Source organism: Marinobacter sp. X15-166B, assembly GCF_001752365.1.
GTDB lineage: Bacteria > Pseudomonadota > Gammaproteobacteria > Pseudomonadales > Oleiphilaceae > Marinobacter.
This window is the reverse complement of sequence record NZ_MEIY01000001.1, coordinates 901,992-927,203: the sequence shown is the minus strand read 5'-3', so window position 1 is coordinate 927,203 and position 25,212 is coordinate 901,992. Positions and strand designations below refer to the sequence as shown.

General features: G+C 61.6%; 27 protein-coding genes. 13 read left to right on the top strand and 14 right to left on the bottom strand.

The features are described 5' to 3' along the window. Positions 1 to 4: 4 nt before the first annotated feature. The 5 genes from crcB to BG841_RS04400 all read left to right on the top strand — a co-directional run bounded on the left by crcB (position 5) and on the right by BG841_RS04400 (position 3,135). Positions 5 to 385, top strand: a complete 381-nt coding sequence (gene crcB / locus BG841_RS04420; RefSeq protein ID WP_070056544.1) for a fluoride efflux transporter CrcB — start codon at positions 5 to 7, stop codon at positions 383 to 385. A 245-nt stretch (positions 386 to 630) separates the two neighbouring features. Beyond that, entirely contained in the window at positions 631 to 837 is a 207-nt protein-coding gene (locus BG841_RS04415) for a cold-shock protein (protein ID WP_070056543.1), read from the top strand. A 183-nt stretch (positions 838 to 1,020) separates the two neighbouring features. Continuing rightward, a complete protein-coding gene (locus BG841_RS04410) occupies positions 1,021 to 1,593 on the top strand; it encodes a glutathione S-transferase family protein (RefSeq protein ID WP_070056542.1) in 573 nt (190 codons plus the stop codon). Between the two features lie 133 nt (positions 1,594 to 1,726). Then, a complete protein-coding gene (pbpG, locus tag BG841_RS04405) occupies positions 1,727 to 2,623 on the top strand; it encodes a D-alanyl-D-alanine endopeptidase (RefSeq protein ID WP_141737056.1) in 897 nt (298 codons plus the stop codon). After that, positions 2,620 to 3,135, top strand: coding sequence for an asparaginase domain-containing protein (locus BG841_RS04400; protein ID WP_070056541.1), 516 nt, complete (start codon positions 2,620 to 2,622; stop codon positions 3,133 to 3,135). Before pbpG ends, BG841_RS04400 begins: the two co-directional genes overlap by 4 nt. Here BG841_RS04400 and BG841_RS04395 read toward each other — a convergent pair. The 7 genes from BG841_RS04395 to BG841_RS04365 form a co-directional block, all read right to left on the bottom strand. Then, positions 3,107 to 3,838: a pseudouridine synthase gene (locus BG841_RS04395; RefSeq protein WP_070056540.1), complete on the bottom strand. Its 732-nt coding sequence runs from the start codon at positions 3,836 to 3,838 to the stop codon at positions 3,107 to 3,109. The two genes, BG841_RS04400 and BG841_RS04395, sit on opposite strands and share 29 nt — an antisense overlap. Further along, positions 3,838 to 5,079: a lytic murein transglycosylase gene (locus tag BG841_RS04390; RefSeq protein WP_416202613.1), complete on the bottom strand. Its 1,242-nt coding sequence runs from the start codon at positions 5,077 to 5,079 to the stop codon at positions 3,838 to 3,840. The genes BG841_RS04395 and BG841_RS04390 overlap by 1 nt, the downstream gene beginning before the upstream one ends. 151 nt (positions 5,080 to 5,230) lie before the next feature. Then, positions 5,231 to 6,532 carry a phosphate regulon sensor histidine kinase PhoR gene (gene phoR, locus BG841_RS04385; RefSeq protein WP_070056539.1) on the bottom strand — a complete coding sequence of 434 codons (1,302 nt, stop codon included), beginning with the start codon at positions 6,530 to 6,532 and terminating at the stop codon, positions 5,231 to 5,233. Further along, complete coding sequence (phoB, locus tag BG841_RS04380) at positions 6,532 to 7,224, bottom strand: phosphate regulon transcriptional regulator PhoB (RefSeq protein WP_070056538.1); 693 nt, start codon at positions 7,222 to 7,224, stop codon at positions 6,532 to 6,534. The genes phoR and phoB overlap by 1 nt, the downstream gene beginning before the upstream one ends. 85 nt (positions 7,225 to 7,309) lie before the next feature. Then, positions 7,310 to 8,167 (bottom strand): 4-hydroxybenzoate octaprenyltransferase, encoded by an 858-nt coding sequence (ubiA, locus tag BG841_RS04375; RefSeq protein WP_228141596.1) that lies wholly within the window; start codon positions 8,165 to 8,167, stop codon positions 7,310 to 7,312. A 112-nt stretch (positions 8,168 to 8,279) separates the two neighbouring features. After that, entirely contained in the window at positions 8,280 to 8,834 is a 555-nt protein-coding gene (locus tag BG841_RS04370; protein ID WP_070056536.1) for a chorismate--pyruvate lyase family protein, read from the bottom strand. Beyond that, positions 8,815 to 9,372 (bottom strand): hypoxanthine-guanine phosphoribosyltransferase, encoded by a 558-nt coding sequence (locus tag BG841_RS04365; RefSeq protein ID WP_070056535.1) that lies wholly within the window; start codon positions 9,370 to 9,372, stop codon positions 8,815 to 8,817. Before BG841_RS04365 ends, BG841_RS04370 begins: the two co-directional genes overlap by 20 nt. Before the next feature lie 255 nt (positions 9,373 to 9,627). Between BG841_RS04365 and rd the strand changes: the two genes are divergently transcribed. Together rd and BG841_RS04355 are read left to right on the top strand one after the other, a co-directional pair. Next, the gene (rd, locus tag BG841_RS04360; RefSeq protein WP_070058681.1) at positions 9,628 to 9,795 is read left to right on the top strand and encodes a rubredoxin; all 168 of its coding nucleotides are present in this window, start codon (positions 9,628 to 9,630) and stop codon (positions 9,793 to 9,795) included. Between the two features lie 93 nt (positions 9,796 to 9,888). Beyond that, on the top strand, positions 9,889 to 10,746 hold the full coding sequence (locus BG841_RS04355) for an acyl-CoA thioesterase (RefSeq protein WP_070056534.1): 858 nt from the start codon (positions 9,889 to 9,891) through the stop codon (positions 10,744 to 10,746). Positions 10,747 to 10,783: 37 nt separating this feature from the next. On the opposite strand, the gene BG841_RS04350 is transcribed toward BG841_RS04355, so the two are convergent. After that, entirely contained in the window at positions 10,784 to 11,242 is a 459-nt protein-coding gene (locus BG841_RS04350; RefSeq protein ID WP_070056533.1) for a flavodoxin domain-containing protein, read from the bottom strand. Between the two features lie 218 nt (positions 11,243 to 11,460). Here BG841_RS04350 and BG841_RS04345 point away from each other — a divergent pair, with 218 nt between their 5' ends. After that, entirely contained in the window at positions 11,461 to 13,023 is a 1,563-nt protein-coding gene (locus BG841_RS04345) for an inorganic phosphate transporter (RefSeq protein ID WP_070056532.1), read from the top strand. Between the two features lie 46 nt (positions 13,024 to 13,069). Further along, the gene (locus BG841_RS04340; protein WP_070056531.1) at positions 13,070 to 13,336 is read left to right on the top strand and encodes a hypothetical protein; all 267 of its coding nucleotides are present in this window, start codon (positions 13,070 to 13,072) and stop codon (positions 13,334 to 13,336) included. A 39-nt stretch (positions 13,337 to 13,375) separates the two neighbouring features. Here the strand turns inward: BG841_RS04340 and panP are convergent, their stop codons facing one another. From panP to BG841_RS04325, 3 genes are all read right to left on the bottom strand, one after another. Continuing rightward, the gene (gene panP, locus BG841_RS04335; RefSeq protein ID WP_070056530.1) at positions 13,376 to 15,052 is read right to left on the bottom strand and encodes a pyridoxal-dependent aspartate 1-decarboxylase PanP; all 1,677 of its coding nucleotides are present in this window, start codon (positions 15,050 to 15,052) and stop codon (positions 13,376 to 13,378) included. 118 nt (positions 15,053 to 15,170) lie between these two features. Beyond that, positions 15,171 to 15,509, bottom strand: coding sequence for a DUF503 domain-containing protein (locus tag BG841_RS04330; RefSeq protein WP_070056529.1), 339 nt, complete (start codon positions 15,507 to 15,509; stop codon positions 15,171 to 15,173). Positions 15,510 to 15,535: 26 nt separating this feature from the next. After that, positions 15,536 to 17,242, bottom strand: coding sequence for an acyl-CoA dehydrogenase family protein (locus BG841_RS04325; RefSeq protein WP_070056528.1), 1,707 nt, complete (start codon positions 17,240 to 17,242; stop codon positions 15,536 to 15,538). Between the two features lie 238 nt (positions 17,243 to 17,480). On the opposite strand from BG841_RS04325, the gene hemB reads away from it, so the two are divergent. From hemB to BG841_RS04310, 3 genes are read left to right on the top strand one after another with little or no spacing between them, the layout of a single operon-like run. Then, positions 17,481 to 18,491 (top strand): porphobilinogen synthase, encoded by a 1,011-nt coding sequence (gene hemB / locus BG841_RS04320; RefSeq protein WP_416202612.1) that lies wholly within the window; start codon positions 17,481 to 17,483, stop codon positions 18,489 to 18,491. A 41-nt stretch (positions 18,492 to 18,532) separates the two neighbouring features. Then, positions 18,533 to 20,665, top strand: coding sequence for a polyphosphate kinase 1 (ppk1, locus tag BG841_RS04315; protein ID WP_070056527.1), 2,133 nt, complete (start codon positions 18,533 to 18,535; stop codon positions 20,663 to 20,665). Positions 20,666 to 20,707: 42 nt separating this feature from the next. Further along, positions 20,708 to 22,018, top strand: a complete 1,311-nt coding sequence (locus BG841_RS04310; protein WP_070056526.1) for a DUF945 family protein — start codon at positions 20,708 to 20,710, stop codon at positions 22,016 to 22,018. Positions 22,019 to 22,021: 3 nt separating this feature from the next. Here the strand turns inward: BG841_RS04310 and BG841_RS04305 are convergent, their stop codons facing one another. From BG841_RS04305 to BG841_RS04295, 3 genes are all read right to left on the bottom strand, one after another. Then, positions 22,022 to 22,270, bottom strand: a complete 249-nt coding sequence (locus BG841_RS04305) for a YfhL family 4Fe-4S dicluster ferredoxin (protein ID WP_070056525.1) — start codon at positions 22,268 to 22,270, stop codon at positions 22,022 to 22,024. Positions 22,271 to 22,283: 13 nt separating this feature from the next. Further along, positions 22,284 to 22,772, bottom strand: a complete 489-nt coding sequence (gene coaD, locus BG841_RS04300) for a pantetheine-phosphate adenylyltransferase (protein ID WP_070056524.1) — start codon at positions 22,770 to 22,772, stop codon at positions 22,284 to 22,286. A gap of 108 nt (positions 22,773 to 22,880) precedes the next feature. Continuing rightward, positions 22,881 to 24,326: a coniferyl aldehyde dehydrogenase gene (locus BG841_RS04295; protein WP_070056523.1), complete on the bottom strand. Its 1,446-nt coding sequence runs from the start codon at positions 24,324 to 24,326 to the stop codon at positions 22,881 to 22,883. Between the two features lie 127 nt (positions 24,327 to 24,453). Here BG841_RS04295 and BG841_RS04290 point away from each other — a divergent pair, with 127 nt between their 5' ends. Beyond that, complete coding sequence (locus tag BG841_RS04290; RefSeq protein WP_070056522.1) at positions 24,454 to 25,125, top strand: TetR/AcrR family transcriptional regulator; 672 nt, start codon at positions 24,454 to 24,456, stop codon at positions 25,123 to 25,125. Positions 25,126 to 25,212 lie beyond the last annotated feature (87 nt).

Sequence of the window (25,212 nt, the reverse complement as noted above, 5' to 3'; positions counted from 1 at the left end):
CCCTGTGTGGCTGTCGGTGTGTGCGGTCAGTCTGGGGGCTGCGGTGGGCGCTAATGCCCGTTGGGCCCTGAGTCTGTGGCTCAACAGTGAGCAGCAAATGGTGCCTCTGGGCACCTTGCTGGCCAACCTGCTGGGCAGTTGGCTGGCCGGGTTGCTGATTGGCTATTTCAGTGGGCCAAGTGCGCTGGCCCCCGAGTGGCGGTTGTTTGCCATCACGGGGCTGTGCGGGGCCTTGACCACCTTCTCCACCTTTTCGCTGGAAATGTTTGCCGCCATCCAGAACGGCAAATGGATGGCGGCCTTGGCAGGCGGTCTGGTTCACGTGGCCGGCACCCTGCTGATGGTGGCGCTGGGGCTCTATACCTTCAGTTTGCTGCGGGGCTGAGCAGAGAATCGGCACACTGTGTAACTGTACTTATCGCTTAAAAAATACACTTGGCAAGCCCGGCAACTAATAGTAGAGTCGGTCTTGTAGGAGAAATTCAGCAAAGCAGTTCATGAATAAGACGTATACCGCTGTAGTATGCCGTGCACCGTCCTGTTTTTGATTCCGCGAGTACTGTATTTCCGTAAACGCTGTCCACATGCAGTGGCGGCAGATAAATGATTGATTGCAGGAATATTCATAGTATGTCTACTACTACCGGTACCGTTAAGTTCTTCAACGAAGCAAAAGGTTTTGGTTTCATCACTCGCGAAGGCGGCCCGGACGTTTTCGTTCACTTCAGCGCCATCCAGGGTTCAGGGTTCAAAACTCTGGCTGAAGGCCAGCAGGTCGAGTTCACCGTCACCCAGGGCCAAAAAGGACCTCAGGCGGAGAACGTTGTTGCTCTGTAAGTAGCAGACAACAGCACTTCAAGAAAGGCAGCCTCGGCTGCCTTTTTTTGTGTCTGGCGGGTGGCCGTCAGGCACGCTGACCGGCATCAACACCGGTATTGGGCAGGGGGCGGCATGAGCGCTAAACTTCAATGTTCAAGCAGCCGCGGTGCGGCAGACGTCCCGGCCACTATAGGAGGTTGTATGAAACTCATCGGTTCCACCACGTCTCCCTACGTGCGGCGCATTCGCCTGTTGCTGGGTGAGACGCAGTACGAATTTGTTGATCTGGACATCTACGACGAGGGCCGTGACCACTTGCGGCGCTGCAGCCCCGTCTTGAAGGTTCCCGTATTGATTGACGGGGCCCGGCATATCTATGACTCGCGGGTGATCGCCCGCTACCTGAGCGCCCTGGCAGGCGCGGCAACCTTGACCTGGGAACAGGAAAATCAGCTCACCGTGATCGATGCCGCCAACGATGCCGCGGTCATTTTACTGCTGTCCAAACGATCGGGACTGGAGGTCGGGCAGGATGTGCTCTTTTATCGACTGCAGCGTGAACGCCTGCAAACCACCTTGCAGGTGTTGGCGGATGCCGTGACCCAGGGGCAATTCAGCCGCTGGGACTACCCGGCCATGTGTCTGTTTTGTCTGGTGGACTGGCTCGACTTTCGCCAGGTGGTCAGCTTTGACGGTCTGCAAACGTTGCTGGAGTTCCGGGATGCCAACAGCAGTAACACCAAGGTGGCAGCGACCGACCCCCGGCAGGGCTGAGCAAGTGAAACGGACGCTTGCAAAGGGCCCATTATACCGGCGCACCGCCCGGCCGGCACTGGTATAGTAGCGGCACAATGGGTTCGCGCCTGGGAATCATGTCAGTGCGCAGGGTAAGGGAACGGGAGTGTCGGTGATAGCATTTAGAGGGTGGTTGGCAGTGGTGTTGGGGGTGTTACTCATCCCTCAGGTTCTGGCGCAGACTGCCGGGCCGAATCTCGCTTCTGTGCAGGCGGCGGTGGCCGAAGTGGGCGCACAGACCCTGATGTACGGCAAAAATGCGCAACGCCCGGTGCCGGTGGCGTCCATCACCAAACTGATGACCGCGCTGGTGGTGATGAATTCCGGTGCGCCACTGTCGGAGCGGCTGGAGTTTTATCCACGGCACAAGGAAGCGGCAGCGAACGCTTACACCCGCATTCGGGTGGGCTCAACCCTGTCACGGGCTGACATCCTGCGTATTGCACTCATGTCGTCGGAAAACTTTGCTGCTTACACGCTGGCCCGCCACCACCCCGGTGGGTACGACGCGTTTGTCACTGCCATGAATGACCAGGCCCGGGCGCTGGGCATGACCCAGACCCGTTTTGTCGATCCGACCGGGCTGTCGGCGCACAACCGCTCCACCGCCGCCGATCTGGTGCGGCTGGTGGAAGCGGCGCTGGCGTACCCGGCGATCATGGAATACTCCACCACCGGGTATTTTACCGCACGTTTCCGTCAGCCCCGCTACGATCTGGCGTTTGGCAACACCAATGTACTGGTGCACCGGGGCAACTGGGATGTGCGCCTGAGTAAAACCGGCTACCTGAAGGCCGCGGGACGCTGCCTGGTGATGGTGGCGGACATGAATGGCAAACCCGTGATCACGGTGTTGCTGGACTCGCTGGGAACCCGCTCCCCGCTGGGGGATGCCGGTCGCATCCGGCGCTGGCTGGCAAGCGGCGAATCCGGCCAGGTTGCGGCGGCGGCCAAAGCCTACGAGCAAAGTAAGAATCTTCAGTATGCGGCGCAAAAGGTAACGCAATGATAGAAATTGTGACCACGGGTGGCACCATCGACAAGGTCTACTTCGATGCCAACAGCGAATTTGAGATCGGTGACAGTCTGGTGCCCGAATTGCTGGCGGAAGCCAACATAAACGATGACTATGTGATCACCGGGTTACTGCGTAAAGACAGCCTGGAAATGACCGATGAGGACCGTGAGCGCATTGCCACCGCAGTGATTGCCAGTCCGCACCGATGGATGCTGATCACCCACGGGACCGACACCATGGTGCAGACAGCGCAGGCCATAACCGCTCGAATGGCGGAGTACAAGGCGTTGGAACCGACCCAGAATCCGGACAAGACGGTGGTGCTGCTGGGCTCCATGCAACCGGCGCGGATGCGCCGGAGCGACGCGGTCTTCAATCTGGGTTTTGCGACCGCCGCGGTCAAGCTGCTGCCCGCGGGGGTGTATATCGCCATGAACGGTGAAGTGTTTACCGCCCACTCGGTGCACAAGAACCTCAAGGCCCAGCGCTTCGAGCGGCTGTGACCCCGGCATCCCCGGCGAAACTGGATACTTCGTCGGGGCTCAGGTCGCGGAATTCTCCGGGTGCGAGCGACGGGTCCAGCCAGATATCCCCGATGCGCCGGCGGTGCAGCGAAACGACATGGTTCCCCACCGCCGCCAGCATGCGCTTCACCTGATGATAACGCCCCTCGGTGATGGTCAGATCGATAACCGTCGCCGACACCGGCGTCAGCTGTGCGGGCTGAGTGGGCCGGGGGTCACCTTTCAACAGGACGCCTTGAGTCAAGTGTCTGGCCGCCGATTCTTCCAGGGGGGCGGCGAGCCCCACCCTATAGGTCTTGGGGCACGCACGTCTGGGGGAGGTAATACGATGCGACCAGTGCCCATCGGTGGTGAGCAACAGCAGGCCGGTGGTGTCCAGGTCAAGTCGCCCGACCAGATGCAGCTTGCTGCGCCACTGGGCAGGTAACAAACTCAACGCGGTCACGTGTTGCGGATCGGTGGTGGCGCTGACCACCCCGGCAGGCTTGTGCAGCATGATATAGCGCTCTTCCGGCAAGGTGAGCAGCTCACCATCGAGACTGACCTGGTCGGTGGGGGCCAGATGGGTGGCGGCTTTGCGGCACACCTGGTCACCGATGCGCACCCGCTTGCTGCGGATCGCCACCCGGGCTTCCTTGCGTGACAGCGGCGAGGCGTTGGCCACAAAATAATCGAGCCGCATCAGTCAGCCTCTGCCATGACGCCCAGCGCGTCGAGCAAGGCCCGGTCCGGGTAACCGTCTGCGGTCAGCCGGTTGGCGCGCTGGAAGCTGCGGATGGCCTGCCGGGTGGCAGGGCCGAGGATGCCGTCGGCGTTGCCGGCAGCGAAGCCTTGCTCGGTGAGAGTGGCTTGCAAGCGTTCAATGGTGTCGCGACTCAGCGCCGGGGTGTCGGTCGGCGGTGGATTGGTCAGGCCGCCGGCTCCGGCAATGCGATCGGCCAGATGGCCCACCGCAATGGCGTAAAATTCGGAACGGTTCCAGCCCATGATGACATTGAAATTGTGGTAGGCCAGAAACGCGGGCCCGCGATGGCCGGCGGGCACGATCAGGGCGGCCTGAATGTCGTCGTCCGCCAGCGCCTGGCCGAACGCGTCCTTCACCCCCAGCTCGCGCCATGCGCGGAGGGAGCGTTTCTCGCCTCCCGCAACGGCGTAATCGAACCCCGGCGGCAACAGCACTTCACGTCCCCAGCGGTAATCGCCGTCCCACCCCAGACTGTTGAGAAAATTGCCGGCGGACATCAGGGCGTCAGGCAGACTGTTCCACAGATCGCGGCGGCCGTCCCCGTCGGCATCCACGGCGTAGCGCAAGAACACCGATGGCATGAATTGCACGTGACCCATAGCGCCGGCCCAGGAGCCCTCCATGGATTCCGGGGCGATGGCGCCTTCCTCGATGATCTGTAAGGCCGCGATCAGTTCCGAGGTAAAATAGTGGCCACGACGGCCGTCGCAGGCCAGGGTGGCCAGGGAACTGGGCACCGACATGCGGCCAAAGTAGCTGCCGTAGTTGGTTTCCAGCCCCCAGAAGGCGAGCAGGTAAGCGGGCGGCACACCGGTTTGTGCGCTCACCCGGGCCAGCAACTCGTCATGCTCCTGCAACAGTTTGCGGCCTTGTTCGATTCGGCGTTTGTTGACACGCCGGTTCAGATAGTCCGCGAAGGTCGTGGTGAACTCGGGTTGCCGCCGGTCCAGCTCGATGACCCGATCCAGGTGGGCAACCTGGCTGAGCACGTCTTCGGCGACCTGGGGAGAAACGCCGTTGCTGATTGCCCGGGTTTTCAGGTCGGCCACGCATTGACCGAAATCGGCAGTCGGTGCTGCCTGTGCGAAAGGGACCATCAGCAATCCGGCGAGGCCAGCGACCGCCTGCCAGCGGGAAACAACAGGACGCCGAAGGCGCCGGGTAAGTATGGATGTCACAGGAACCTCACGTCACGGTGCAAGAATCGTCAGGCCCCATGGTAGCGTGTTTTGCAGCGCTTTGAACGCCTATCTGAACGGCAGGTAATGACAAATCAGTAAGGCCGCCGCCGGCGACAACTGGCGTGCGGGGCTGGCGCGTCGGGCCGGCCTAGTCGGCACCTCGGGCCACCAGACGGTGCGGGGGGAAGTGGCAGGTAAAAGTGCTGCCGGCTCCGGGTTGGCTGTTGATCTCCAGATGGCCGTCGTGGTTCAGCAGGGCGTGCTTCACAATGGCCAGCCCGAGGCCCGTACCGCCGCTGCCCTGATGACGACTGGGGTCGGCCCGGTAAAAGCGCTCGGTCAGCCGGGGGATATGCACCGGGTCGACACCGACACCGGTGTCGCTCACGGATAAATGCGCCCCGTCGCGGTCCGTGTACCAGCGCACCGTGATCCGCCCCTTGGCGGGGGTGTAGTTCACGGCGTTGAAGATCAGATTCGAAAACGCACTGGTCAGTTGGCTTTCATCCCCTCTCAGCTCGCAGGGTCCGGCGATGTCGAGGTTGAACCGATGCTGCTGGTCGCCACTCAGGGCCTGGCCGTCGCGACACAGGTCTTCCAGCAGGGCACGCACATCCATCACCCGGTCGGTCAGCGTGTGTTCGCCGGTTTCTATTTTGGACAGCAGGATCAGATCCGCAACCAGCGCTTCCATCCGCGCCGACTGCTGCGTCATGGTGGTCAGCGCGCGCTGCCAGGGGGGCGGCAGGTCGTCCCCATGATCGCGCAAGGTTTCCAGATAACCACTGATCACGGTGAGCGGGGTGCGCAGCTCGTGGGACACATTGGCAACAAAATCGCGGCGCATTTGTTCAAGCTGATGCAAGCGGGTGACATCCCTGGCCATGATCAGCCGCTCGCCGTCCCCGAACAGGCTGATTTGCACCAGCAGATGCAAATGGGGGCGGGCAGGCGAGTGCATGGCCAGGGGCTCCCGGTAATCGCAGGCATCGAAATAGGCTTTGAAGCTGGGGGTGCGAATCAGGTTGTGGATGTACTGCCCCCGGTCACCGGGGTGCTGAAACCCCAGCAGGTGTTCGGCGGCCCCGTTCCACCATTCCAGAGCGCCTTTGGCATCGGTCATCACGACCCCGTCACGCATGGAATTGGTGGACTCCTGAATCCGGCTGAGTTGCTCCACCAGACGGTCGCGGGTGCGCTTGTGGCGCTGCTGCTGCTTGTGCAGGCGGTCAAATATGTCGCCCCACAGACCCACACTTTCGGGGGCGGTGCTGTGGCTGTGGTGCAACCAGCGATGCAACTTGCCAACCTGCAGCAATGACCACCCCAGATAGACCGCCAACCCTGCCGTTAATCCGGCCAGAGGCTGGTCAACAAGCACGCCGAGCCCAGTGGTGATCAGCAAGAAAACGAGGATCCGGCGCAGATACCGTAACAGGCTGTAATGCATCAGGAGGTTCGCGTCGAGAAACGGTAACCCGCACCGCGCACCGTCTGCACCAAGTGGCTGTGATCGTCACCGAGGGCTTTGCGCAGGCGGCGAATATGCACATCAACGGTGCGCTCTTCCACATACACGTTGCCACCCCACACCCGGTCCAGCAATTGCGCCCGGGAGTAGACCCGTTCCTGGTGGGTCATGAAAAACTGCAACAGGCGGAATTCTGTCGGCCCCAAAGAAAGCTCCCCGTGTGCGGTGGTGACCCGATGGCCGCCCGGGTCGAGGGTGAGGCCGCCTGCTGCCACCGGGGTGTCGATGCCCGGGGGGGTGGTCCGCCGCAACACCGCTTGCAGGCGGGCGACCAGTTCCCGGGGGGAGAAGGGTTTGGTGAGGTAATCGTCGGCGCCGACTTCCAGGCCCTGGACCTTGTTGTCCTCGTCCGCCTTGGCCGTCAGCATGATGATGGGCAGTTCTGCGGTGGTGTCCGTTTGTTTGAGCCGGCGGGCCAGTTCGATCCCGCTGGTACCCGGCAGCATCCAGTCCAGCAACACCAGATCGGGCCGGTGATCAATGATCAGCGCGTGGGCTTCCCGCGCATCGGCCGCTGCCAGGCAATGATAGCCCGCCATCTCCAGGGCGACGGTGATCATTTCGCGGATCGGCGCTTCGTCGTCCACAATCAGCACGGTTTTTCCAGTCATGGCACAACCCTGTATTACATCGAGTTTTATTGCAGTGGTATTACACCCGTCCAATGTGACAGCTGTATGACAGTCCCACCGCGACTCAGAGCAGCGTGTCCACCAACAGGCCAATGAAGACAGCCAATCCCGCCCAGTTGTTGTTCAGAAATGCCTGGAAGCACCCCTCGCGGCTGCGAAACCGGGCCAAATGCTGCTGGTAGACAAACAGCGAGGCCATGGCCGCCACCCCAAGGTAGTAGAAACTGCCCAGTTCAGCCTGCCTGCCGGCGAGGATCAGCACCAGAACCACCAAAGCCTGCAGCATCGCGATGATTGCGCGGTCGCCGTCGCCGAACAGGATGGCGGTAGATTTGACGCCGATTTTCAAATCGTCATCCCGGTCGACCATGGCATACAGGGTGTCGTAGGCCACCGTCCACAACAGGTTGGCGGTGAACAGCAGCCAGGCCAGTTGGCTCACCTCGCCGGTTTCTGCCGCCCAGGCCATGGGGATGGCCCAGGAGAAAGCGGCACCCAGAAACAGCTGGGGCAGGTGGGTGTAGCGTTTCATGAAGGGATAAATAAACGCCAGCAGCAGGCCGCCGAACGACAGGTACAGAGTGAGCCGGTTGGTAAACACAACCACCAGCACGAAGGCCAGCAACGCCAGCCCAACAAACAGGGCGACCGCTTCTCGCGGGTGGACCCGGCCGGAGGTCAGGGGGCGGTCTTTGGTGCGTTTGACGTGGCGGTCGATGTCCCGGTCGGCAAAATCGTTGATGGCGCAGCCGGCGGCACGCATGAGAAATACGCCCAGGGTGAAAATAATCAGATTGACCAGGCTGGGGAGGCCTTCCGCCGCCAGCCACAGGGCCCAGTAGGTGGGCCACAACAACAGCAACGCGCCGATGGGACGGTCGAGCCTCAGCAGGGTGGCGTAGTCTTTGAGACGAACTGACATGGTGGCGGGCATCGTGAACATGGCAAAGCGCTCTGGGTGACGGATGAACCCCGGATTATAGCCAATGAAATCCGTGGCGTAAGGTCGGGGGGGGGCGGTGTGGGCACCGGGCTTAGCGCTTGAGTAAGGCCGGCAGGAAGTACTCGGCGACCAGCAGCGCGTGTCCACGGGTCTGAAAGCAGGAGCGCCGCGCATAACTGGGCTGGGCGGCGTGGTCAGGGTGGCAGTGGCCCGGAAGGATGGGGCCGCGCCGCCATTCCCGGCGACTGAACAGGTAGCTGCCCAGCGGTTTCTGGCCCAGGTGGCGCAGCCTGCGACCGGACCCGGTTAAACTCGCTTGGGGAATCACCGTGCGCGCCAGCACCCAGGGCTCACCGTCGCCACACAGCTGCACCTCCCGGATCCAGGCCGTCTGGCGGGGTGGAATTTTCAGCACCCGGGCTTCATCGGGGCGCGGCAAGGCGAAGCCCTCAGCGCGCACGTCTACCTGCAGTCGTTGTTGGCAGCGCTGTTGCAGGGCCCGCGTCAGCGAGCCGGTTTGTTGCAACCACACGTGGGCCACCTCGTAAGGCAGCGACCCATGCAGGCCTGCTGCGGCGAAAGAGGGGTACCAGTCCGTGCGGGGGATGGCCAGACCAGGCCCGCCCTCAGAGACCCTTGACGGCATATATTCCCGGTGCGTTACGCCAGTAGCCCTTGTAATCCATGCCATAGCCAAACAGAAAACGGTCCTCAACTTCCACACCGGTGAAGTCGGCTTTTAAATCCGGACGCGCTTTGCGGTCGTGCTGCTTGTCCACCAGCACGGCGGTCAATACCTCGGCTGCGCCCTGGCTGCGGCAAAAGTCGGCGATGGCGTCCAGCGTGGTGCCTTCATCGAGAATGTCGTCGACGATCAGCACGGTGCGTCCTTTTATGTCGGCGTCGGGTTTCAGTTTCCATTCCAGCAGGCCGCCGGTCGTTTCCTGGCGGTAGCGGCTGGCGTGCAGATACTCCGCCTGCACGGGGAAGTGCAGCTGGGTGAGCAGCTGGCCGGTGAATATCAGGCCGCCGTTCATCACGCAAAACAGCAAGGGATTGCGGTCTTTTAATCGATCCGTGATAGCTTTGGCCATATTCTGTATGGCAGCCGCGATCTGCTGCTCATTTACCAGGCAGTCTGCCTCTTGAAACACCTGATTCATCTCGGCGACGGTATCGGTCATAACGGTCGGATCCTGTCGTAAAACGACGCATTATACCGAAGCCGAGGCCTCTTAGGGAGGTCATAATTCCACCCGGATGGCTGGTTTGCTGGCGGAGTGACCCAAAAAGGAGCTGGCAGCAACCCGGATGGCGTTGGTCTCGCCCGGCGTGATGGGTATCATGGGCGCCCGCCCGACCGGAGGTGCCGACATTGGCACCAGCCGGCACGGGCGCTTTGATTGAACTGAGCGTGTGAACAATTTCGGAGCATGATGATGAAAAAGTGGCAGTGTGTAGTGTGTGGCTGGATTTACGATGAGGCTATGGGCTGGCCGGAAGACGGGATTGCCCCGGGGACCGCCTGGGACGACGTACCCGAGGACTGGCTGTGCCCGGATTGCGGCGTCGGCAAAGAAGACTTCGAAATGATTGAACTGGCTTGATGCCATTGCAGGTCGAGGGTTTTCGTTGCCAATTACAGCCGCTTGCGGTAGAACTTTCTCCACCTTGGCCAATTACTTGACGCAGGAGCAGGCATGCTGGAAGTCACCAGAAAACTGGTAGAGTTGCTGGACGTATCACCCACCGGTGGTGACCACTTTCAGGGCGACAGTGAAGACGTCGGTTTCCCGAATCTTTTCGGCGGGCAGGTGCTGGGGCAGGCGCTGATGGCGGCGACCCGCACCGTGGATGACCGCATGCCCCACTCCATGCATGCGTACTTTCTGCGTCCGGGTAACCCCCGATTACCGGTGGATTACGAAGTCCAGCGGGTGCGCGATGGCGGCAGTTTTTCGGTGCGGCGGGTGAGTGCCCGGCAGGAGGGGCGTGAAATACTGACCTGTGCGGTGTCGTTGCAGATCGAGGAACAGGGTCTGGAGCACCAGTTTGACATGCCCGAGGCACCGCCGCTGGACACGTTGCGCTCCGACCAGGATCTGTTCAAGCCGATGGCCTCCCGCCTGCCGGAAAAACTGCGACATCTATGGGAGCGGGAACAACCGATTGAATTCCGCACCACCGAGCCGCAGGATCCGCTCAACCCTCAGGTCAAGCCGCCTTACGCGCAAAGCTGGCTCCGGGTGCAGGGCGAGCTGCCCGATGACCCGATCCTGCATCGTTGTCTGCTGGCGTACCTGTCGGATTTCACCTTGCTGGCGACCTCACTGAAACCCCATGGCTGCAGCTTGTTGGTGCCGGACATGCAGATTGCAAGCCTGGATCACGCTCTGTGGTTCCACCGGGAATTCCGCATCGACGACTGGCTGCTGTACGACAAGGACAGCCCCAGCGCCTCCGGCGGGCGCGGTCTCACCCGCGGCGCCTTCTTCAACCGCGAAGGCGTATTGGTGGCCTCGGCCGCCCAGGAAGGGTTGATCCGCAAGCGGGGCTGAGCGGCCGCGCCCTGAGGGGGGGGCGGCAGGTCTGGGCTCAGACGGAGATCAGGGACACCCAGTTTCTTGCCCAGGCGACCGCCTCAGCCGTGGCCGCGGCGCCAACGGTCTCCAGGGCGTCCACTTGCAGGGTATCGCCGACTTTGTGGGCGCCGGTTTCAAGCAAGGCCTCTTCCAGCAACTCGCCCGCCCCGCAGAAGGTGTCCCCAAACGAACTGTCGCCAAACACGATCACGCCAAACGGGCGGCCGGGTTGTTGCGGCAGTTGCTCGCGCAAACTAAGGTAAAAAGGCAACAGGTTGGGCGGGATCTCGCCCTGTCCGGTGGTGGATGAGCAGACGAGCAACGGGCACGCTGAGCTGCTGATGTCCTCGAGGCTGGCCTTGTCCAGCACCTGCACGTTATGGCCTTGCTGTTCGAGTGCCGCTTTGATGGCGTTGGCACTGCGCAGTGCCCCCCCGTAGACACTGCCGACTAGAATCTGGATGGAAGCCATAACATGCCCTGATTAAATGAATTGCGGGCAACATGGTAGCGTCTGCGTTGAGGAGCCTCAAGTGCCTGCCAGCAAAGCCATTGAGACAGAAAACGCCCCCGCGCACCGCGGTTTTGACCCGGGGTTGAGCCGGTCGGGGATCGAACCAGGTTGTCATTTTGGCGGTAAAAAAATTATAGTGGCCGCCTTGATTCAAAGTGCACGAGAGCGGTTCTGATATGGCAAAGGCCAAAGGTTACCTTGATACACTCCTCTCCAGTCGGTCCACGGAACGGTATCGTATTGGTTTTAGTCTGTTTTTCCTGCTGGGGATCTGGCTGACCGTAGGGCAGTTGAGCAGCGAAATGCCCAACGGCATGTTATTGATGGCGGCGGCGGTCATCGGCGGCTACATGGCGATCAATATCGGCGCTAACGACGTGGCTAACAACGTGGGCCCGGCGGTGGGGTCCGGGGCCCTGTCCCTCGGTGCGGCGGTGTTGCTGGCGGGCGTGTTTGAGGCGGGTGGCGCACTGATCGCCGGTGGCGAGGTGGTTTCAACCATCAAGAACGGCATCATTGCTGCCGATCGCCTGACCGACACCCAGGATTTTGTCTTCTTGATGACCGCCGCGCTGCTGGCCGGTGCTCTGTGGCTGAATCTGGCCACCTGGTTGGGCGCGCCCGTGTCCACCACCCACTCCATTGTCGGGGGCGTGCTGGGGGCAGGCGTGGCCGCCGGGGGTTGGGGGATTGCCAACTGGCACGTGGTGGGCGCCATCGCCGCCAGTTGGGTCATTTCGCCGGTGCTGGGCGGGGTGTTCGCCGCGCTGTTTCTGTACCTCATTAATCACACGGTGTTGTATCGTCACGACCTGATTCCGGCGGCACGCCGGTTTGTGCCCTTGTTGGTGGCCGTACTGGCGTGGGCCTTCGGCACTTATCTGATGCTCAAGGGCGTCAAGAAAATTGTGAAGGTCGATTTTGTGGGCGCCGCTCTGGTCGGTCTGGGCTTGGCCGTGGCGGTGTTTTTTGCCATGCGCATGTTGGTGGCCAAACGTTCGTCCACCATGGAAAACAGCCCGGAAGGGGTCAATACGCTGTTCACCTGGCCGTTGATCGTCGCCGCCGCCATGCTCAGCTTCGCCCATGGCGCCAACGACGTGGCCAACGCCATCGGTCCGCTGGCGGCCATTAACGACGCACTCTCCGCCGGCAAGGTGGTGACCTCGGCCAGCATTCCTTTATGGGTGATGTTGATCGGGGCGCTGGGGTTGGCGGTCGGACTGATGCTGTTTGGCCCCAGGCTGATCAAAACCGTGGGCTCGGAAATAACCGACCTCGACAAAACCAGAGCCTTCTGCATTGCCCTGTCGGCGGCGCTTACGGTCATCATTGCCTCACAGCTGGGGCTGCCGGTCAGTTCGACCCACATTGCCCTCGGCGGGGTCTTCGGGGTCGGCTTCTTGCGTGAATACCTCAAATCCAATTACGCCAGCCAGTTGCACACCATCATGGAAAACCACGATGAGGAGAGCCGCGCCAGCCTGAAACCCTTCCTGGACGATTTCCGCAATGCGACCGTGGAAGAAATGGAAAAGCTGCTGAAGTGGGCTAAAAAACACAAAAAAGAACTGCCATTGTCGAAAAAAGAGCGCAAGCGTCTGAAGAAAATTTACAAGGAAGAGCTGGTCAAGCGCTCACACCTGACCCGTATCGTGGCGGCCTGGGTGATTACCGTACCGGCTTCTGCTGCGATGGCTGCGGTGGTGTTTTACGCCCTGCGCGGCTTTATGATGTGATGGAGTGGACCGCCCTGGTGGCATTACCTTTGTGGAGAGAACCAAGATGAGCACAGTAACAGTGAGTAGTCAGGCGCGGGTGATCAGTGAACTGCGGGTGTTTATCAAGAAGGTGCTGAGCGACCCGACCGTTGCGGTAAAATCTGTCGAGATTGCACGCAAGTATCGCAACCAGCCCGGAGCCGAAGAATTGATCGCCCGGGAAATCAGTGCCAACACCACGGTACGGATTCCGGAAAACTGGAGCGAAGCCGATCACATGTTTCTGGAAATTCTGTACGAAGTGCTGGACGACGAAGCCGCGTTGTATTGAGCGGGGCACCGCACCGGCGGTGACGCCCGCAGGCCCCGGTTACCCGGGCTTGCCGGCGCGTTGCGAGGTTGCGGTGGCGCCTGCGGTCAGCTGATGCAGGATGTTGATTTCGTCCTCGATCTCCGGGTCCTGCGCCAGCTCCCGTTGCTCACTGAGGATGTCCCGCAGTATATCCAGGGTGGTCAGCGGGTTTGCCAGCACCACCCGGAACACGATGCAGGGAAAATGATGGTGCAGCTCCGGCTCCAGACGGGTTCTGGAGACGAAAGCTTTGCCACGCTCCCGCTGGGTTTTCTGGATAAACTTGGTGATGCGATTCAGGCTGGTGTTGATCCGTTCAGCCTGAAGGGGGTCGGCCTGGCGGAGTGCCTGCTGCACCGGAGCCGGGCAGTAGCGGTAGGTCAGGATGTTGAGTTCCGGGCGGGTGACCAGTTCGAAATCTGCCTCGCTGGCGATCATCTCGGCAAAATTGCGGGCTTTTTCTATTCCCTGATCGATCAGGATCTCGTAGCCTTCGCGGGCCAGAATCTTGAGCCCGGAATGAATCAGCATGGCCATGCCGGGGCGAGAGCCTTCCAGAGTGGTGCTGCCGAGGTCCCGTGATCCTTTGCGGATGATGTACTGGGCGTGGTGCTCGACGGCATTGGCCATGGCCGGATCCCGGAAGACCACCAGGCCCGCCCCCATGGGCACATACAGCTGTTTGTGGGCGTCAAAAGTCACCGAGTCGGCCTGCTCAATCCCGTTAAGCAGATGACCGTAGCTGCGCGAGAACAGCGTCGGTCCCCCCCAGGCGGCGTCGACGTGGAAATGGGCGCTGAATTCCCGGGCAATATCCGCCATGGCCTCCAGCGGGTCTATGTTACCGGTCTCGGTGGTGCCGGCGATGCCGCAAATTGCAATGATCTTGATCTTTTGCTTCTGCAGTTCCAGACATTTATTGCGCAGCTCATCCGTCAGAATTTTGTTGTCGTCGTCGGTGGGGATGCTGATCAGGGATTCGCGCCCCAGTCCCAAGACGTCCGCCGCTTTGCTCAGGGAATAGTGCCCCCGCTTGGACACCAGAATGGCCGCACCTTCGTGGCCGTAGTACCGCAGCGCCCGGAACAGCCCCTCCTGATGGAGTCCGCGGAAACTGCCTTCCGCCGGGAAAGCCCGGTTGCGGGCCACCCACAGGGCGGTCAGGTTGGCGACGGTGCCTCCGGAGCACATGGCGCCGAGGGAATAGCGGGGGTTGTGCATCCATTTTTTATAGAACGCCCGGTCTTCCTGATACACCAGTCGATGGATCATGCCGAGAACCTGCCGCTCCAGTGGCGTGAAGGCCTTGGAAGTTTCGGTCTTAACCAGATTCTGATTGAGGGCAATCATGATCTTGGACAGCGGCAGCATGAAATAGGGCAGTGCCGAGGTCATGTGGCCGACGAAACTGGGCGAGGCCGTGTGCACCGAATTGGCCACCAGCTTGTCCATCAGGAACTGGGCCTGCTCGGACACAAAAACGGGTTTTTCGGGAATGGCCGCGTCGGAAAAATTTTTCTCAACGTCGCTCAGGTCGCGCTCAACCGCGACAATGTGCGCCTGCAGGAAGCCCGCAAGGTTGCTGGAAATGTCCTGGTCAATCCTGCTCAGCGTGGAATCCGGTGCTTCAGGCACCGTGAACACGCGATACATGGTCTCGAGCGAGGCCTTGGCGGTTTTTTTCTTGTCGGTCATAGCTACCCTACTACTACCTGTGGCCAGCCGGATTCTGGCACCCATGAGGACGCGTAGTATACGGGCTCACCTGCACGCGTGCCACAATCGCTCTGCACCGGACCGGTAACAATGCGAGTCAGAGCAATTCCTTGTGGATGTCCAGGACCGGGGCATCAATGCGTTCGGCAATGGCTTTTTCGAGCAGGTCAAGACGCTGTGCAATGGCCTGCGAGGACCCGCCCAGAATCGCCACGGTCCAGGTGGCGCAATCCAGGGCGTCCTGGTCGGCGGTTTCGGCCACCGCCACATCGGACTCTTTTCCCCACAGGGCCCGCAGGGGCGCAAACACCTTGCGTTTGGCTTTCAGATCCTCGCACCCGTACAGCTGAAAATGCAGGGTCATGATGCCGACGTGGGGGGTGATGGCGGCGCGCGGTTCCGCACTGTTGATGAGACGTCTCAGAACATCTGACATGGTTGGGTACCTTGAGAGTTGGGGGCTCAGTCAACGACGGGAGTCGCCCGCTGAATGATGGCGCCGGCATTGGTTCCTGCAGGCAAGTTACCATAATTCATGCCGGTGTGGGGGTGCAGGCGGGCTGCGCAAAAGGCGTCGGCCACCGCGGCACTGGAATAGCGCACCAGCAGCGAAGCCTGCAGGGCCAGTGCCAGCCGGTCCATCAGGTTGCGGGCGCGGTACGGCAACTCCTGGCGGTCGCTGAAATCGTCCTTAAGGGCGGCGAGGAACCGGTCAAAACGGCGGTCGGCACCGCCCGCCAGCGCGGTCTCCTCAAAAAACGCGTCCAGCGTGTCGGGGGCGTTTTGCAGGGCCCGCAGGGCGTCGAGGCACTGCACGTTGCCGCTGCCCTCCCAGATGGCGTTGACCGGCGATTCCCGGAACAGGCGCGGCATGATGCAGTCTTCCATCACCCCGCTGCCGCCAATGCACTCCATGGCTTCATAGGCGTGATTGGGGGTGCGCTTGCAGATCCAGTACTTGCCCACCGGGGTGGCCAGGCGAGCCAGCAAACGCTCGTGTTCCAGATGCTGCTGATCCAGGGCGCGCGCCATCCGCAGGCTGAAAGCCAGGGCAGCTTCGCTTTCCAGAGCCAGATCCGCCAGCACATTCTGCATCAGCGGTTGCGCCGCCAGTGGCTGGCCAAATGCGCTGCGGTGGCGGCAGTGGTGGAGCGCCTGGGCAGTGGCCTGGCGCATCCCGGCGGAACTGCCAATCATGCAGTCGAAACGGGTCAGCGCCACCATGTCAATGATGGTGGCCACCCCACGGCCGTCCTCTCCCAGCATCCAGCCCAGCGCGCCGCGTAACTCCACTTCGCTGGAAGCGTTGGCAACATTGCCCATTTTGTTTTTGAGGCGCTGGATCTGCCAGGGGTTTTTGCTGCCGTCCGGCCGCCACCGGGGCATCAGAAAACAGGACAAACCCTTCGGGGTCTGCGCCAGGGTCAGGAAGGCATCGCACATGGGGGCGGACACAAACCATTTGTGGCCCACCAGTTCATATGCCTGACCCGGCCCCGGTTGCCCCGTGGCAAAGGCGCGGGTGGTGTTGGCACGGACATCGCTGCCGCCCTGTTTCTCGGTCATGGCCATGCCAATGGTGACCGAGCTTTTCTGGCTGTCGGGGAGGTTGCGGGGGTCGTACTCATTGGCGAGCACCTTGGGCTCCCAGACTTGCGCCAGGGCGGTGTGTTTGCGGATCGACGGAATCGCTGCAAAGGTCATGGTAATGGGGCAGCAGTGGGCCGCCTCGACCTGTGCGTGCAGGTAATATTTGGCAGCGCGCAGGGTGTGCGCCCGGGGGTCGCCGCTGACCCAGGGACTGCTGTGCAGGCCCTGCGCCATGGCGGTGGTCATCAGCTGATGGTAGGCCGGATGGAAACTCACCTCATCAATACGGTGACCAAACCGGTCATGGGTGTGCAGTCGGGGTGGGTGCTCGTTGGCGGCAAACCCCAGGGCGATGGTGTCGGCCGCCCCGGCGATCGCCCCAAAGGCGGTCAGGTCGGCAAGGCCATGCCGGGTGTCGTCGCGGCTGAGCGACTCAAGCAGCGCCTGATCCTGCAACAACAGGTTGTAGTTTTCCAGCGCTGGCGGCTGATTGAAGACGTCATGGGTATTGGCAAGGTACGGGTCGCCGGCGGTGGGTGCCTGCGGTATGGGGGCCGGGGTGGGGTGCGTTGCGGTCATGACAGTCTCCCGCTACCGGTCGGGTGTGGCGATCGCCGCCCGACGCTAGCCGTGCTCAGTTATGGGGGCGGTAATACCGGGCAGGGCGCGGGTGCTGAGCCGCTGGCCCTTCCTGGCAATCAGTGAATCAAGCCTGTGGTACGGTGTCAAGCGCATGTACGCAGTTGTCCCGCTGCCGCAAGCCCCGTGGCCGTGTATCATGGAGGGCAGTTTCCCTCAACCCTTCAGGAGATGTTTTGTGTCCTCATTTCATCATCGTACCTTTCCAGTCACTCGCCTGCGTCGCAATCGGGTTGACGACTTTACCCGCCGGCTGGTGCGTGAAAATACATTGACGGTGGATAATCTGATCTACCCCGTGTTTGTCCTCGAGGGTGAACAGCAGCGTGAAACCGTGCCGTCCATGCCCGGCATCGAACGTTTGAGCATCGATCTGCTGGTGGAGCAGGCGCAGGAAATGGTCGCACTGGGCCTGCCGGCAATCGCCTTGTTCCCGGTGGTGCCCGCTGAGTATAAGAGCCTGACCGGCGCCGATGCCTGGGATCCACAGGGGCTGATCCAGCGGGCCATCCGGGCGCTGAAAGCGGCCTGTCCGGAGCTGGGGGTGATTACCGACGGAGCGCTGGACCCCTACACCACCCACGGTCAGGACGGCATCATCGACGAGCAGGGCTACGTGCTGAACGAGGCGACGGTGGAGGCGCTGGTGAAACAGGCGCTGTCCCACGCCGATGCGGGGGTGGATATCGTGGCGCCTTCTGACATGATGGATGGCCGCATCGGTGCGATTCGTGCGGCTTTGGAAGCCGCGGGGCACATCAATACCCGCATCATGGCGTACTCGGCCAAATACGCGTCCGCCTACTACGGGCCGTTTCGCGATGCCATCGGCTCCGCCGCCAACCTGGGCAAGGGCAGCAAGGCCACCTATCAGATGGATCCCGCCAACAGTGACGAGGCGCTGCACGAAGTGGCGATGGATCTGGCCGAAGGGGCCGATATGGTGATGGTCAAGCCCGGGATGCCGTATCTGGATGTGGTGCGCCGGGTCAAAACCGAGCTCATGGCGCCGACCTTCGCCTACCAGGTCAGTGGTGAGTACGCCATGCACATGGCCGCTGCCGAGAACGGCTGGCTGGATGGCGATGCGGTAATGATGGAGAGCCTGATGGCCTTCCGGCGCGCAGGCGCGGACGGCATCCTCACCTACTTTGCATTGCGGGCCGCACGGTTGCTGAAACAGAGCTGACCGGCGGCTGTTACCCGAATTCTGATATAGGGCTGTCACGGATGAATACAGAGTACCCCAACCCCACGCCGGCTCACGACACGGTGGGCCGGTCGGCGGAACTGCCGCTGGCGCTGCCGGCCATAGACCCGCTGGCCCATGAGAACTATTTCAACCGGGAATTGAGCCATCTGCAGTTCCATTACCGGGTGCTGCAGCAGGCCCTGGATGAAGCCCACCCGCTCATCAACCGGCTGATGTTTTGCTGTATTTTCAGCAGCAACATGGATGAGTTCTTCGAGATTCGGGTGGCAGGCCTGCGCCAGCAGCTGAAATACGGTCGCGAAAGCGTCGGACCGGACGGCATGCTGCCCGAGCAACTGCTGCATGAAATCAGCCGGGTGGCCCATGAATACATCCGCGAACAGTATGACATCCTCAATAATGTACTGATTCCGCAGATGGAGCAGGAAAACATCCATTTCGTGCGGCGGCGCAACTGGACGCCGGAGCAGAAAACGTGGATCCGGCGTTATTTTGACGAAGAAATCCTGCCGGTGGTCAATCCCATCGGCCTGGACCCCTCCCATCCGTTCCCGCGGCTGATCAACAAGAGTCTGAACTTCATCGTCAAGCTGGACGGCACGGATGCCTTCGGGCGGGCGACGGGCATGGCCATTGTGCCCGCGCCGCGCTCGTTGCCACGACTGGTGCGCTTGCCCGACGACGTCTGCAGCGGTGGCGATAATCTGGTGTTCCTGTCGTCCATGATCCACGCCCATGTGGAGGAACTGTTCCCGGGCATGGACGTCAGGGGGTGCTACCAGTTCCGGTTGACCCGCAACGCCGACCTGGAACTGGAGGACGATCTGGAAGATCTGGCCTCGGCCTTGCGGGGGGAATTGCTCAGCCGGCGCTTCGGGGACGGCGTGCGGCTCGAAGTGGCGGACAACTGCCCGGAAGATCTGGTGCAGTTCCTGTTGCAGGAGTTCGGCCTGACCGAGCGCGATCTTTACCAGGTCAACGGACCGGTAAACCTCACCCGTCTGAAGGCGGTCAGTGGTCTGGTGGATCGTCCCGATCTGGTGTACCCGGGGTTTTCTCCGGCGGTTCCCAAACAGATACGCACCACGGAAACGGTGTTTGATGCCATCCGTGAACAGCCGATGCTGTTGCTGCACCCCTATGAAAGTTTTACCCCGGTGATCGATTTCTTGCGACAAGCGGCCAAGGACCCGCAGGTGCTGGCCATTCGCCAGACCCTGTACCGGACCGGGGCCGACTCGGAAATTGTCGAGGCGCTGATGGACGCGGCCCGTCGCGGCAAAGAGGTCACCGCGGTGATCGAGTTGCGGGCCCGCTTCGACGAGGCGGAAAACCTGGAGCTGGCCAGTCGCCTGCAGGAATCCGGGGTGGTGGTGGTGTATGGAGTGGTGCGCTACAAAACCCACGCCAAGATGATCCTCATCATTCGCCGGGAAGAAGGGCGCCTGAAACGCTACGTGCACCTGGGCACCGGCAATTACCACGCCGGCAACGCCCGCCTGTACACCGATTACAGCTTGCTGTCCGGCGACGATGCGCTGGCGGACGACGTCAACAAACTGTTCCAGCAGCTGACCGGTATGGGCAAGGCGCTGAAAATACAGAAAATGTTTCACGCGCCCTTCACCCTGCACGACAAGCTGATCGAGCTGATCGAGCGCGAGGCCAGCCACGGTGCCCACGGCCACCTGATCTTCAAGATCAACGCCCTGGCGGATCCGGATGTCATGCAAGCGCTCTATCGGGCGTCTCAGGCGGGGGTCCGTGTGGACCTGATTGTGCGCGGTATCTGCAGCTTGCGTCCCGGGGTCGCCGGGTTGTCCGACAACATCCAGGTGCGCTCCATCGTCGGGCGTTTTCTGGAGCATACCCGGGTGTATTACTTTGCCAACAACGGCAACCCCGAGGTGTTTTGTTCCAGCGCCGACGCCATGGTGCGTAATCTGGTCAATCGGGTCGAAGTGGCCTTTCCCGTCGAAGACCCGCAGTTGGTGAACAGACTGCGGGAAGAGCTGGATGCGTACCTGACCGACAATTGTCAGAGCTGGGTGTTGCAGCCGGACGGTCACTACCTGCAGAATCAGCCCGCAGAAGGCGAAGAGCGCTTTGCTGCCCAGTGGGTGCTGTTGGATCGGCTGGCGGGAAACTAACACTCGGTGCGTCCGGTACGGCCGAAGACGGGAGAAGGGTACGTGAACAAAGTATGGACAGTCGTTGGTGGTACGGTGTTGACCGCCGCCGTGTTGGCCCCCTGGGGGGTTGGCGTGCTCACCGAGCAACAGTGGCAGGGGGTCACCCAACGGATAAACGACGCTCAGGCATTCATTCAGTTTGAGCCGGTGCGGTACGAGCGCAGGTTTTATGGCGCCACCATCCATGGGGTTGTGCGGATGGTGGATCCGGTTTCGGGTAGCGCCGAGTCGCTGCCCTATGAAGGGAGCGTCAGCCACGGACTCACCGGCAGCAGGATCGATTTCGCGCTGGCCGAGGAGTTCGCCACTGTTGCGGCCTCCGAGCTGGCCAGGGTGTTCCCCGACGCGCAGCCGAGCCTGACGCTGGCGGCCAAAGTGTGGGGCACTGCGACTCTGGAAGCCCGGGTGCCCGCGATCGACTACACCGATGCCGCCGCTGCGGAAGCCTTCCAGCTGGCGCCCAGCTTTGCCCGTCTGGTGGTTTCGAATGGCGGCGAGACCGCCGAACTCAGCGTTCGTGGCCCCGCACTCACGCTGAGCGTGGGTGTGCCCACCGCCTTGCACCTGGCCCTGGAGGATGTGCGTGTCGATCAGACCATGAGCCTCGAGCGGGGGCGGCTGTGGACCGGCGAGGGCGAAATGGGCGTGGCGCGCGCCGAGTTTCGCGAGTCCGGCAGCGAGCCGTTGGTTGTCGAAAACTTCCAGCTCAGCAGTCAGACCTGGACCGATACGGCAGACAGTTTCAATACTGCCACGGTGGCCAGCGTCAGCCGGCTGACGGCGAAGGGGGCAAGCAACGGCCCGCACCGGGTGGAATTCGCCGCCAACGAAATCAACATTGATGCGTGGAACGAACTGGTGACCGCGGTCACGGACTTGCAGGCATTGTCGGCGGGTGGCGGTGAAACCAACCCCCAGTTGGCCTTTCAGCAGCAGATGATGCTGTTGGCCCAGGTCGGTGAATCTGCGAAAAAGCTGGCGGTGAACGGCGTGTCCGCCGGTTTTCCGGCCATCAGCCTGGCCTCTCCGGAGGGCGCGGTACAGGGCCGGTTGCTGCTGAGCCACCCGAAGCTGGGTGCGGCGGAGCAAAATCAGATGCATCTGCTCACCCGTAAGCTGGAGGGCGTCATGAACCTCAGCCTGCCGGTGGCGCTGGCGGAACGCTACCCGCACGTGCAGGAGCAACTGTTGCCGCTGCTGGATCAGGGGGTGGTGATCGAGGACAATGGCGCCTACCGTGTGGACGCACGACTGGAAAACCTTACCCTCGACGTCAACGGTCGCAAGTTTCCGTTGCCACCGTTGATTTAAACCTCAGCCGCCCGTCAGCTGGCGGTACTTTGCCATTAACTGCGCGTCGCTTTCGATCCGTGCCGGGTCGACCGGGATGCAGTCCACAGGACACACCAGCTGGCACTGGGGTGCGTCGTAGTGGCCTACACACTCGGTGCACCGGTCCGGGTCAATCACGTAAATCTGGTCACCGGGTGAGATCGCCTCATTGGGGCACTCCGGTTCGCAGACGTCACAATTGATGCATTGGTCCGTAATGAGTAACGCCATCGCCGGGGCCTGATTAATCCTGTGCGGTGGCAAACTTTTGCTGCAGCGCCAGCTCGACCGCCGGATGCACAAATTCGGACACGTCCCCACCCAGCGCGGCAATCTCTCGGATGAGGGTGGAGGAAATATAGGACAGGTGATTGGAGGGGGTAAGGAATACGCTTTCCACCTCGGGCGCCAGCCGGCGATTCATGTCGGCCAGTTGAAACTCGTACTCGAAATCGGAAACCGCGCGCAGCCCCCGCAGTATGACGCTGGCGTTCTGTTTGCGCACAAAGTCTGCCAGCAGGTTGCTGAACCCGGTAACCCGCACATTGTGCAGATGCTTGGTGCACTCCTGTACCAGGGCGACCCGCTCGTCCAGCGCCAGCAGCGGTTGCTTTTTGGGGCTGTAGGCGACGGCCACGATGACCTGGTCGAACAGCTTGCCGGCGCGCTCGATCAGATCGGTGTGGCCGTTGGTGATGGGGTCAAAGGTTCCCGGATAAATAACGTTTGGCATGCAAGAGCTCCTTCAGATGCGGTTGCGCACAGGATACCAGTATCCGGCCAAAGAACGAGTGACCCGTGACCAAATGAGCCAAATGTCGATTGTCAACGGGTCGGCCGGCTAACGGATAAACAGCTTGTACACAAGACGGTGCATGGCGGTGCCGTGGGGCGGGTACACGAATTTGCCGCTGTTGAAGCGTTGTTTGGCGAAGATCGCGCGGGCGTGGGAGAAGGTCAGAAACCCTTCTTTGCCGTGGTAGTGGCCCATGCCCGAATCACCGACCCCGCCGAACGGCAGGTCATCCTGAGCCACGTGCATGAGGGCGTCGTTGATACACATGCCCCCGGAAATCGTGTTGTCGGTTACCCGGCGTTGCTGCGCCTTGTCATAGCCGAAAAAATACAGCGCCAGGGGGCGGGGGCGATCGTTGACGTACGCAATGGCGTCGTCCAGCTGCTCGTAGCCGATCACCGGCAGCAGCGGTCCGAAAATTTCATCCTGCAGCACCTGCATGTCGTCGGTGGCGTTCAGGATCAGGGTCAGCGGCATTTTGCGGGTACCCGGGGCCAGATTCTCGGCACCCGGATTGAGCTCGATGAGGTCGGCGCCCTTGGCCCGGGCGTCGTCGAGGAGGGCGGTCAGCCGCTGGTACTGGCGGTCGTTGATGATGGCGGTGTAATCGGGGTTGTCCCGCAGGGTGGGGTACATGGCCGCAAACTGGCGGCGGACCTGGTCAACAAACGCCGCCACCCGGTCAGCGGGGCACAGCACGTAGTCCGGGGCAATGCAGGTCTGACCGGCATTGAGGGCTTTGCCGAACACGATGCGTTGGGCGGCGTCCGCCATGGGCACATCACGGGCGACAAGGGCGGGCGACTTGCCCCCCAGTTCCAGCGTCACCGGAGTCAGGTTGTCGGCGGCCGCCCGCAACACCAGCCGCCCCACGGAGGTTGCCCCGGTAAACAGCAGGTGGTCGAACGGAAGGCGGGAAAACTCGGCGGCCACCTCGGCCTCGCCCTGCACGACTGCCACCAGATCTTCCGGGAAGGTTGCGGCGAACAATTCGTGCACCAGGGTTGCGGTATGCGGGGTGTACTCGGACATTTTGATCAGCACCCGGTTACCGGCTGCCAGGGCGGCCACCAGCGGGCCGACCGTAAGGTAGAGTGGGTAGTTCCAGGGCACTATCACACCGACCACCCCCTTGGGGTGATAATGCACCCGGTTGCTGGCCGGGCGGAACAGCACAGACACCTGGCGCCTGCAGGGTTTCATCCAGCCACCGAGATGCCGGAGGACATAGTTGATGCTCTGCACGGACGGCATGACTTCGGCCAGCCGGGACTCGTCATGGGAACGTCCGCCGAAATCCTGATCGATGGCGGCCGCCAGGCGGGTTTGGTTGTCCAGCAGAACACGTTTGAGCCGGTTGAGGTTGTCCGTCCGTTGTGACAGGGAGGGCAGAGGGTGTTGGCGAAATGCCTGCTGCTGCGCGCTGAAAATACGGTGCATTGTGTGGATGTGGGTGTGGCTTTCTTGCAGCGGAACCTCAGGGGCGCCCATGACTGACCTCCGGACCTGACCCACGGTGCCCGTCGTGCGGGCTGGCGGGGGCATTGGGATTGCACGTGGAGCTATTATTAGAGTATATACTCTAGCCGGTCAAGCGGATGAAAATGCGGATCACGCCATGAAAACGAGAGACAAGATACTGCTGACCAGCCTGGACCTGTTCAATCAGCGGGGCGAGCGCAACGTAACCACCAATCACATAGCCGCCCATCTGGCGATCTCACCGGGGAACCTGTATTACCATTTCCGCAACAAGTCCGACATCATCTACGAAATTTTCCTCCAGTACCAACGCCTGGTGGGCAGCTACCTGCAGATCCCCGACTCCCGGCCGCTGACTCTGGACGACATGATGTGTTATCTGGAATCGGTGTTTGACGGGCTCTGGCGCTACCGTTTCTTGCACCGGGATCTGGAATACCTGCTCGATACCGATGAGCGTTTGCGCCTCAATTATCGGGATTTTACCAATCGCTGCCTGATCGCCATGGAACGCATCTTTGAGGGGCTGGTGGCGGGCGGCGTTCTGGTGCCCCTCTCCGCCGGGTTTCGTACCGCTATGGCCCTGAACGTGTGGCTGGTGGTGACCAACTGGATGGCTTTTCTGAAGACGGCGCACGGCGACCAGCGCGAAGCCGGTGTGAGTGAGGTCAGGCTCAAGCAGGGGATTTACCAGGTGCTGACCATGGAACTGCCCTATGTTACCGACACCTACCGGGAGGCGGTGGTGGCACTCCGGGAGCAATACCGGCCGGAATGGCCGGGCGGCCTGCCGCGGCCCGTGTGCTGACGGAACTATCTGCCGCACAGGGTGTCTCAGTAACTGCCCCAGGCACACAGGACGTTTGGGGATGCCGGGTGTCTCCCGGCTTCAAGT

Excerpts from the sequence above, each read along its gene's own strand:
- ppk1 (WP_070056527.1), top strand. The coding sequence starts at position 18,533 with ATGAATACAGAGTACCCCAACCCCACGCCGGCTCACGACACGGTGGGC.
- BG841_RS04305 (WP_070056525.1), bottom strand. The coding sequence starts at position 22,270 with ATGGCGTTACTCATTACGGACCAATGCATCAATTGTGACGTCTGCGAA.
- phoR (WP_070056539.1), bottom strand. The coding sequence starts at position 6,532 with ATGCATTACAGCCTGTTACGGTATCTGCGCCGGATCCTCGTTTTCTTG.
- BG841_RS04340 (WP_070056531.1), top strand. The coding sequence starts at position 13,070 with ATGAGCACAGTAACAGTGAGTAGTCAGGCGCGGGTGATCAGTGAACTG.
- ubiA (WP_228141596.1), bottom strand. The coding sequence starts at position 8,167 with ATGTCAGTTCGTCTCAAAGACTACGCCACCCTGCTGAGGCTCGACCGT.
- BG841_RS04290 (WP_070056522.1), top strand. The coding sequence starts at position 24,454 with ATGAAAACGAGAGACAAGATACTGCTGACCAGCCTGGACCTGTTCAAT.
- BG841_RS04415 (WP_070056543.1), top strand. The coding sequence starts at position 631 with ATGTCTACTACTACCGGTACCGTTAAGTTCTTCAACGAAGCAAAAGGT.
- BG841_RS04295 (WP_070056523.1), bottom strand. The coding sequence starts at position 24,326 with ATGGGCGCCCCTGAGGTTCCGCTGCAAGAAAGCCACACCCACATCCAC.
- panP (WP_070056530.1), bottom strand. The coding sequence starts at position 15,052 with ATGACCGACAAGAAAAAAACCGCCAAGGCCTCGCTCGAGACCATGTAT.
- BG841_RS04370 (WP_070056536.1), bottom strand. The coding sequence starts at position 8,834 with ATGCCGTCAAGGGTCTCTGAGGGCGGGCCTGGTCTGGCCATCCCCCGC.
- rd (WP_070058681.1), top strand. The coding sequence starts at position 9,628 with ATGAAAAAGTGGCAGTGTGTAGTGTGTGGCTGGATTTACGATGAGGCT.
- BG841_RS04400 (WP_070056541.1), top strand. The coding sequence starts at position 2,620 with ATGATAGAAATTGTGACCACGGGTGGCACCATCGACAAGGTCTACTTC.
- BG841_RS04410 (WP_070056542.1), top strand. The coding sequence starts at position 1,021 with ATGAAACTCATCGGTTCCACCACGTCTCCCTACGTGCGGCGCATTCGC.
- BG841_RS04345 (WP_070056532.1), top strand. The coding sequence starts at position 11,461 with ATGGCAAAGGCCAAAGGTTACCTTGATACACTCCTCTCCAGTCGGTCC.
- BG841_RS04325 (WP_070056528.1), bottom strand. The coding sequence starts at position 17,242 with ATGACCGCAACGCACCCCACCCCGGCCCCCATACCGCAGGCACCCACC.
- BG841_RS04350 (WP_070056533.1), bottom strand. The coding sequence starts at position 11,242 with ATGGCTTCCATCCAGATTCTAGTCGGCAGTGTCTACGGGGGGGCACTG.
- coaD (WP_070056524.1), bottom strand. The coding sequence starts at position 22,772 with ATGCCAAACGTTATTTATCCGGGAACCTTTGACCCCATCACCAACGGC.
- BG841_RS04355 (WP_070056534.1), top strand. The coding sequence starts at position 9,889 with ATGCTGGAAGTCACCAGAAAACTGGTAGAGTTGCTGGACGTATCACCC.
- phoB (WP_070056538.1), bottom strand. The coding sequence starts at position 7,224 with ATGACTGGAAAAACCGTGCTGATTGTGGACGACGAAGCGCCGATCCGC.
- BG841_RS04395 (WP_070056540.1), bottom strand. The coding sequence starts at position 3,838 with ATGCGGCTCGATTATTTTGTGGCCAACGCCTCGCCGCTGTCACGCAAG.
- BG841_RS04365 (WP_070056535.1), bottom strand. The coding sequence starts at position 9,372 with ATGACCGATACCGTCGCCGAGATGAATCAGGTGTTTCAAGAGGCAGAC.
- BG841_RS04330 (WP_070056529.1), bottom strand. The coding sequence starts at position 15,509 with ATGTCAGATGTTCTGAGACGTCTCATCAACAGTGCGGAACCGCGCGCC.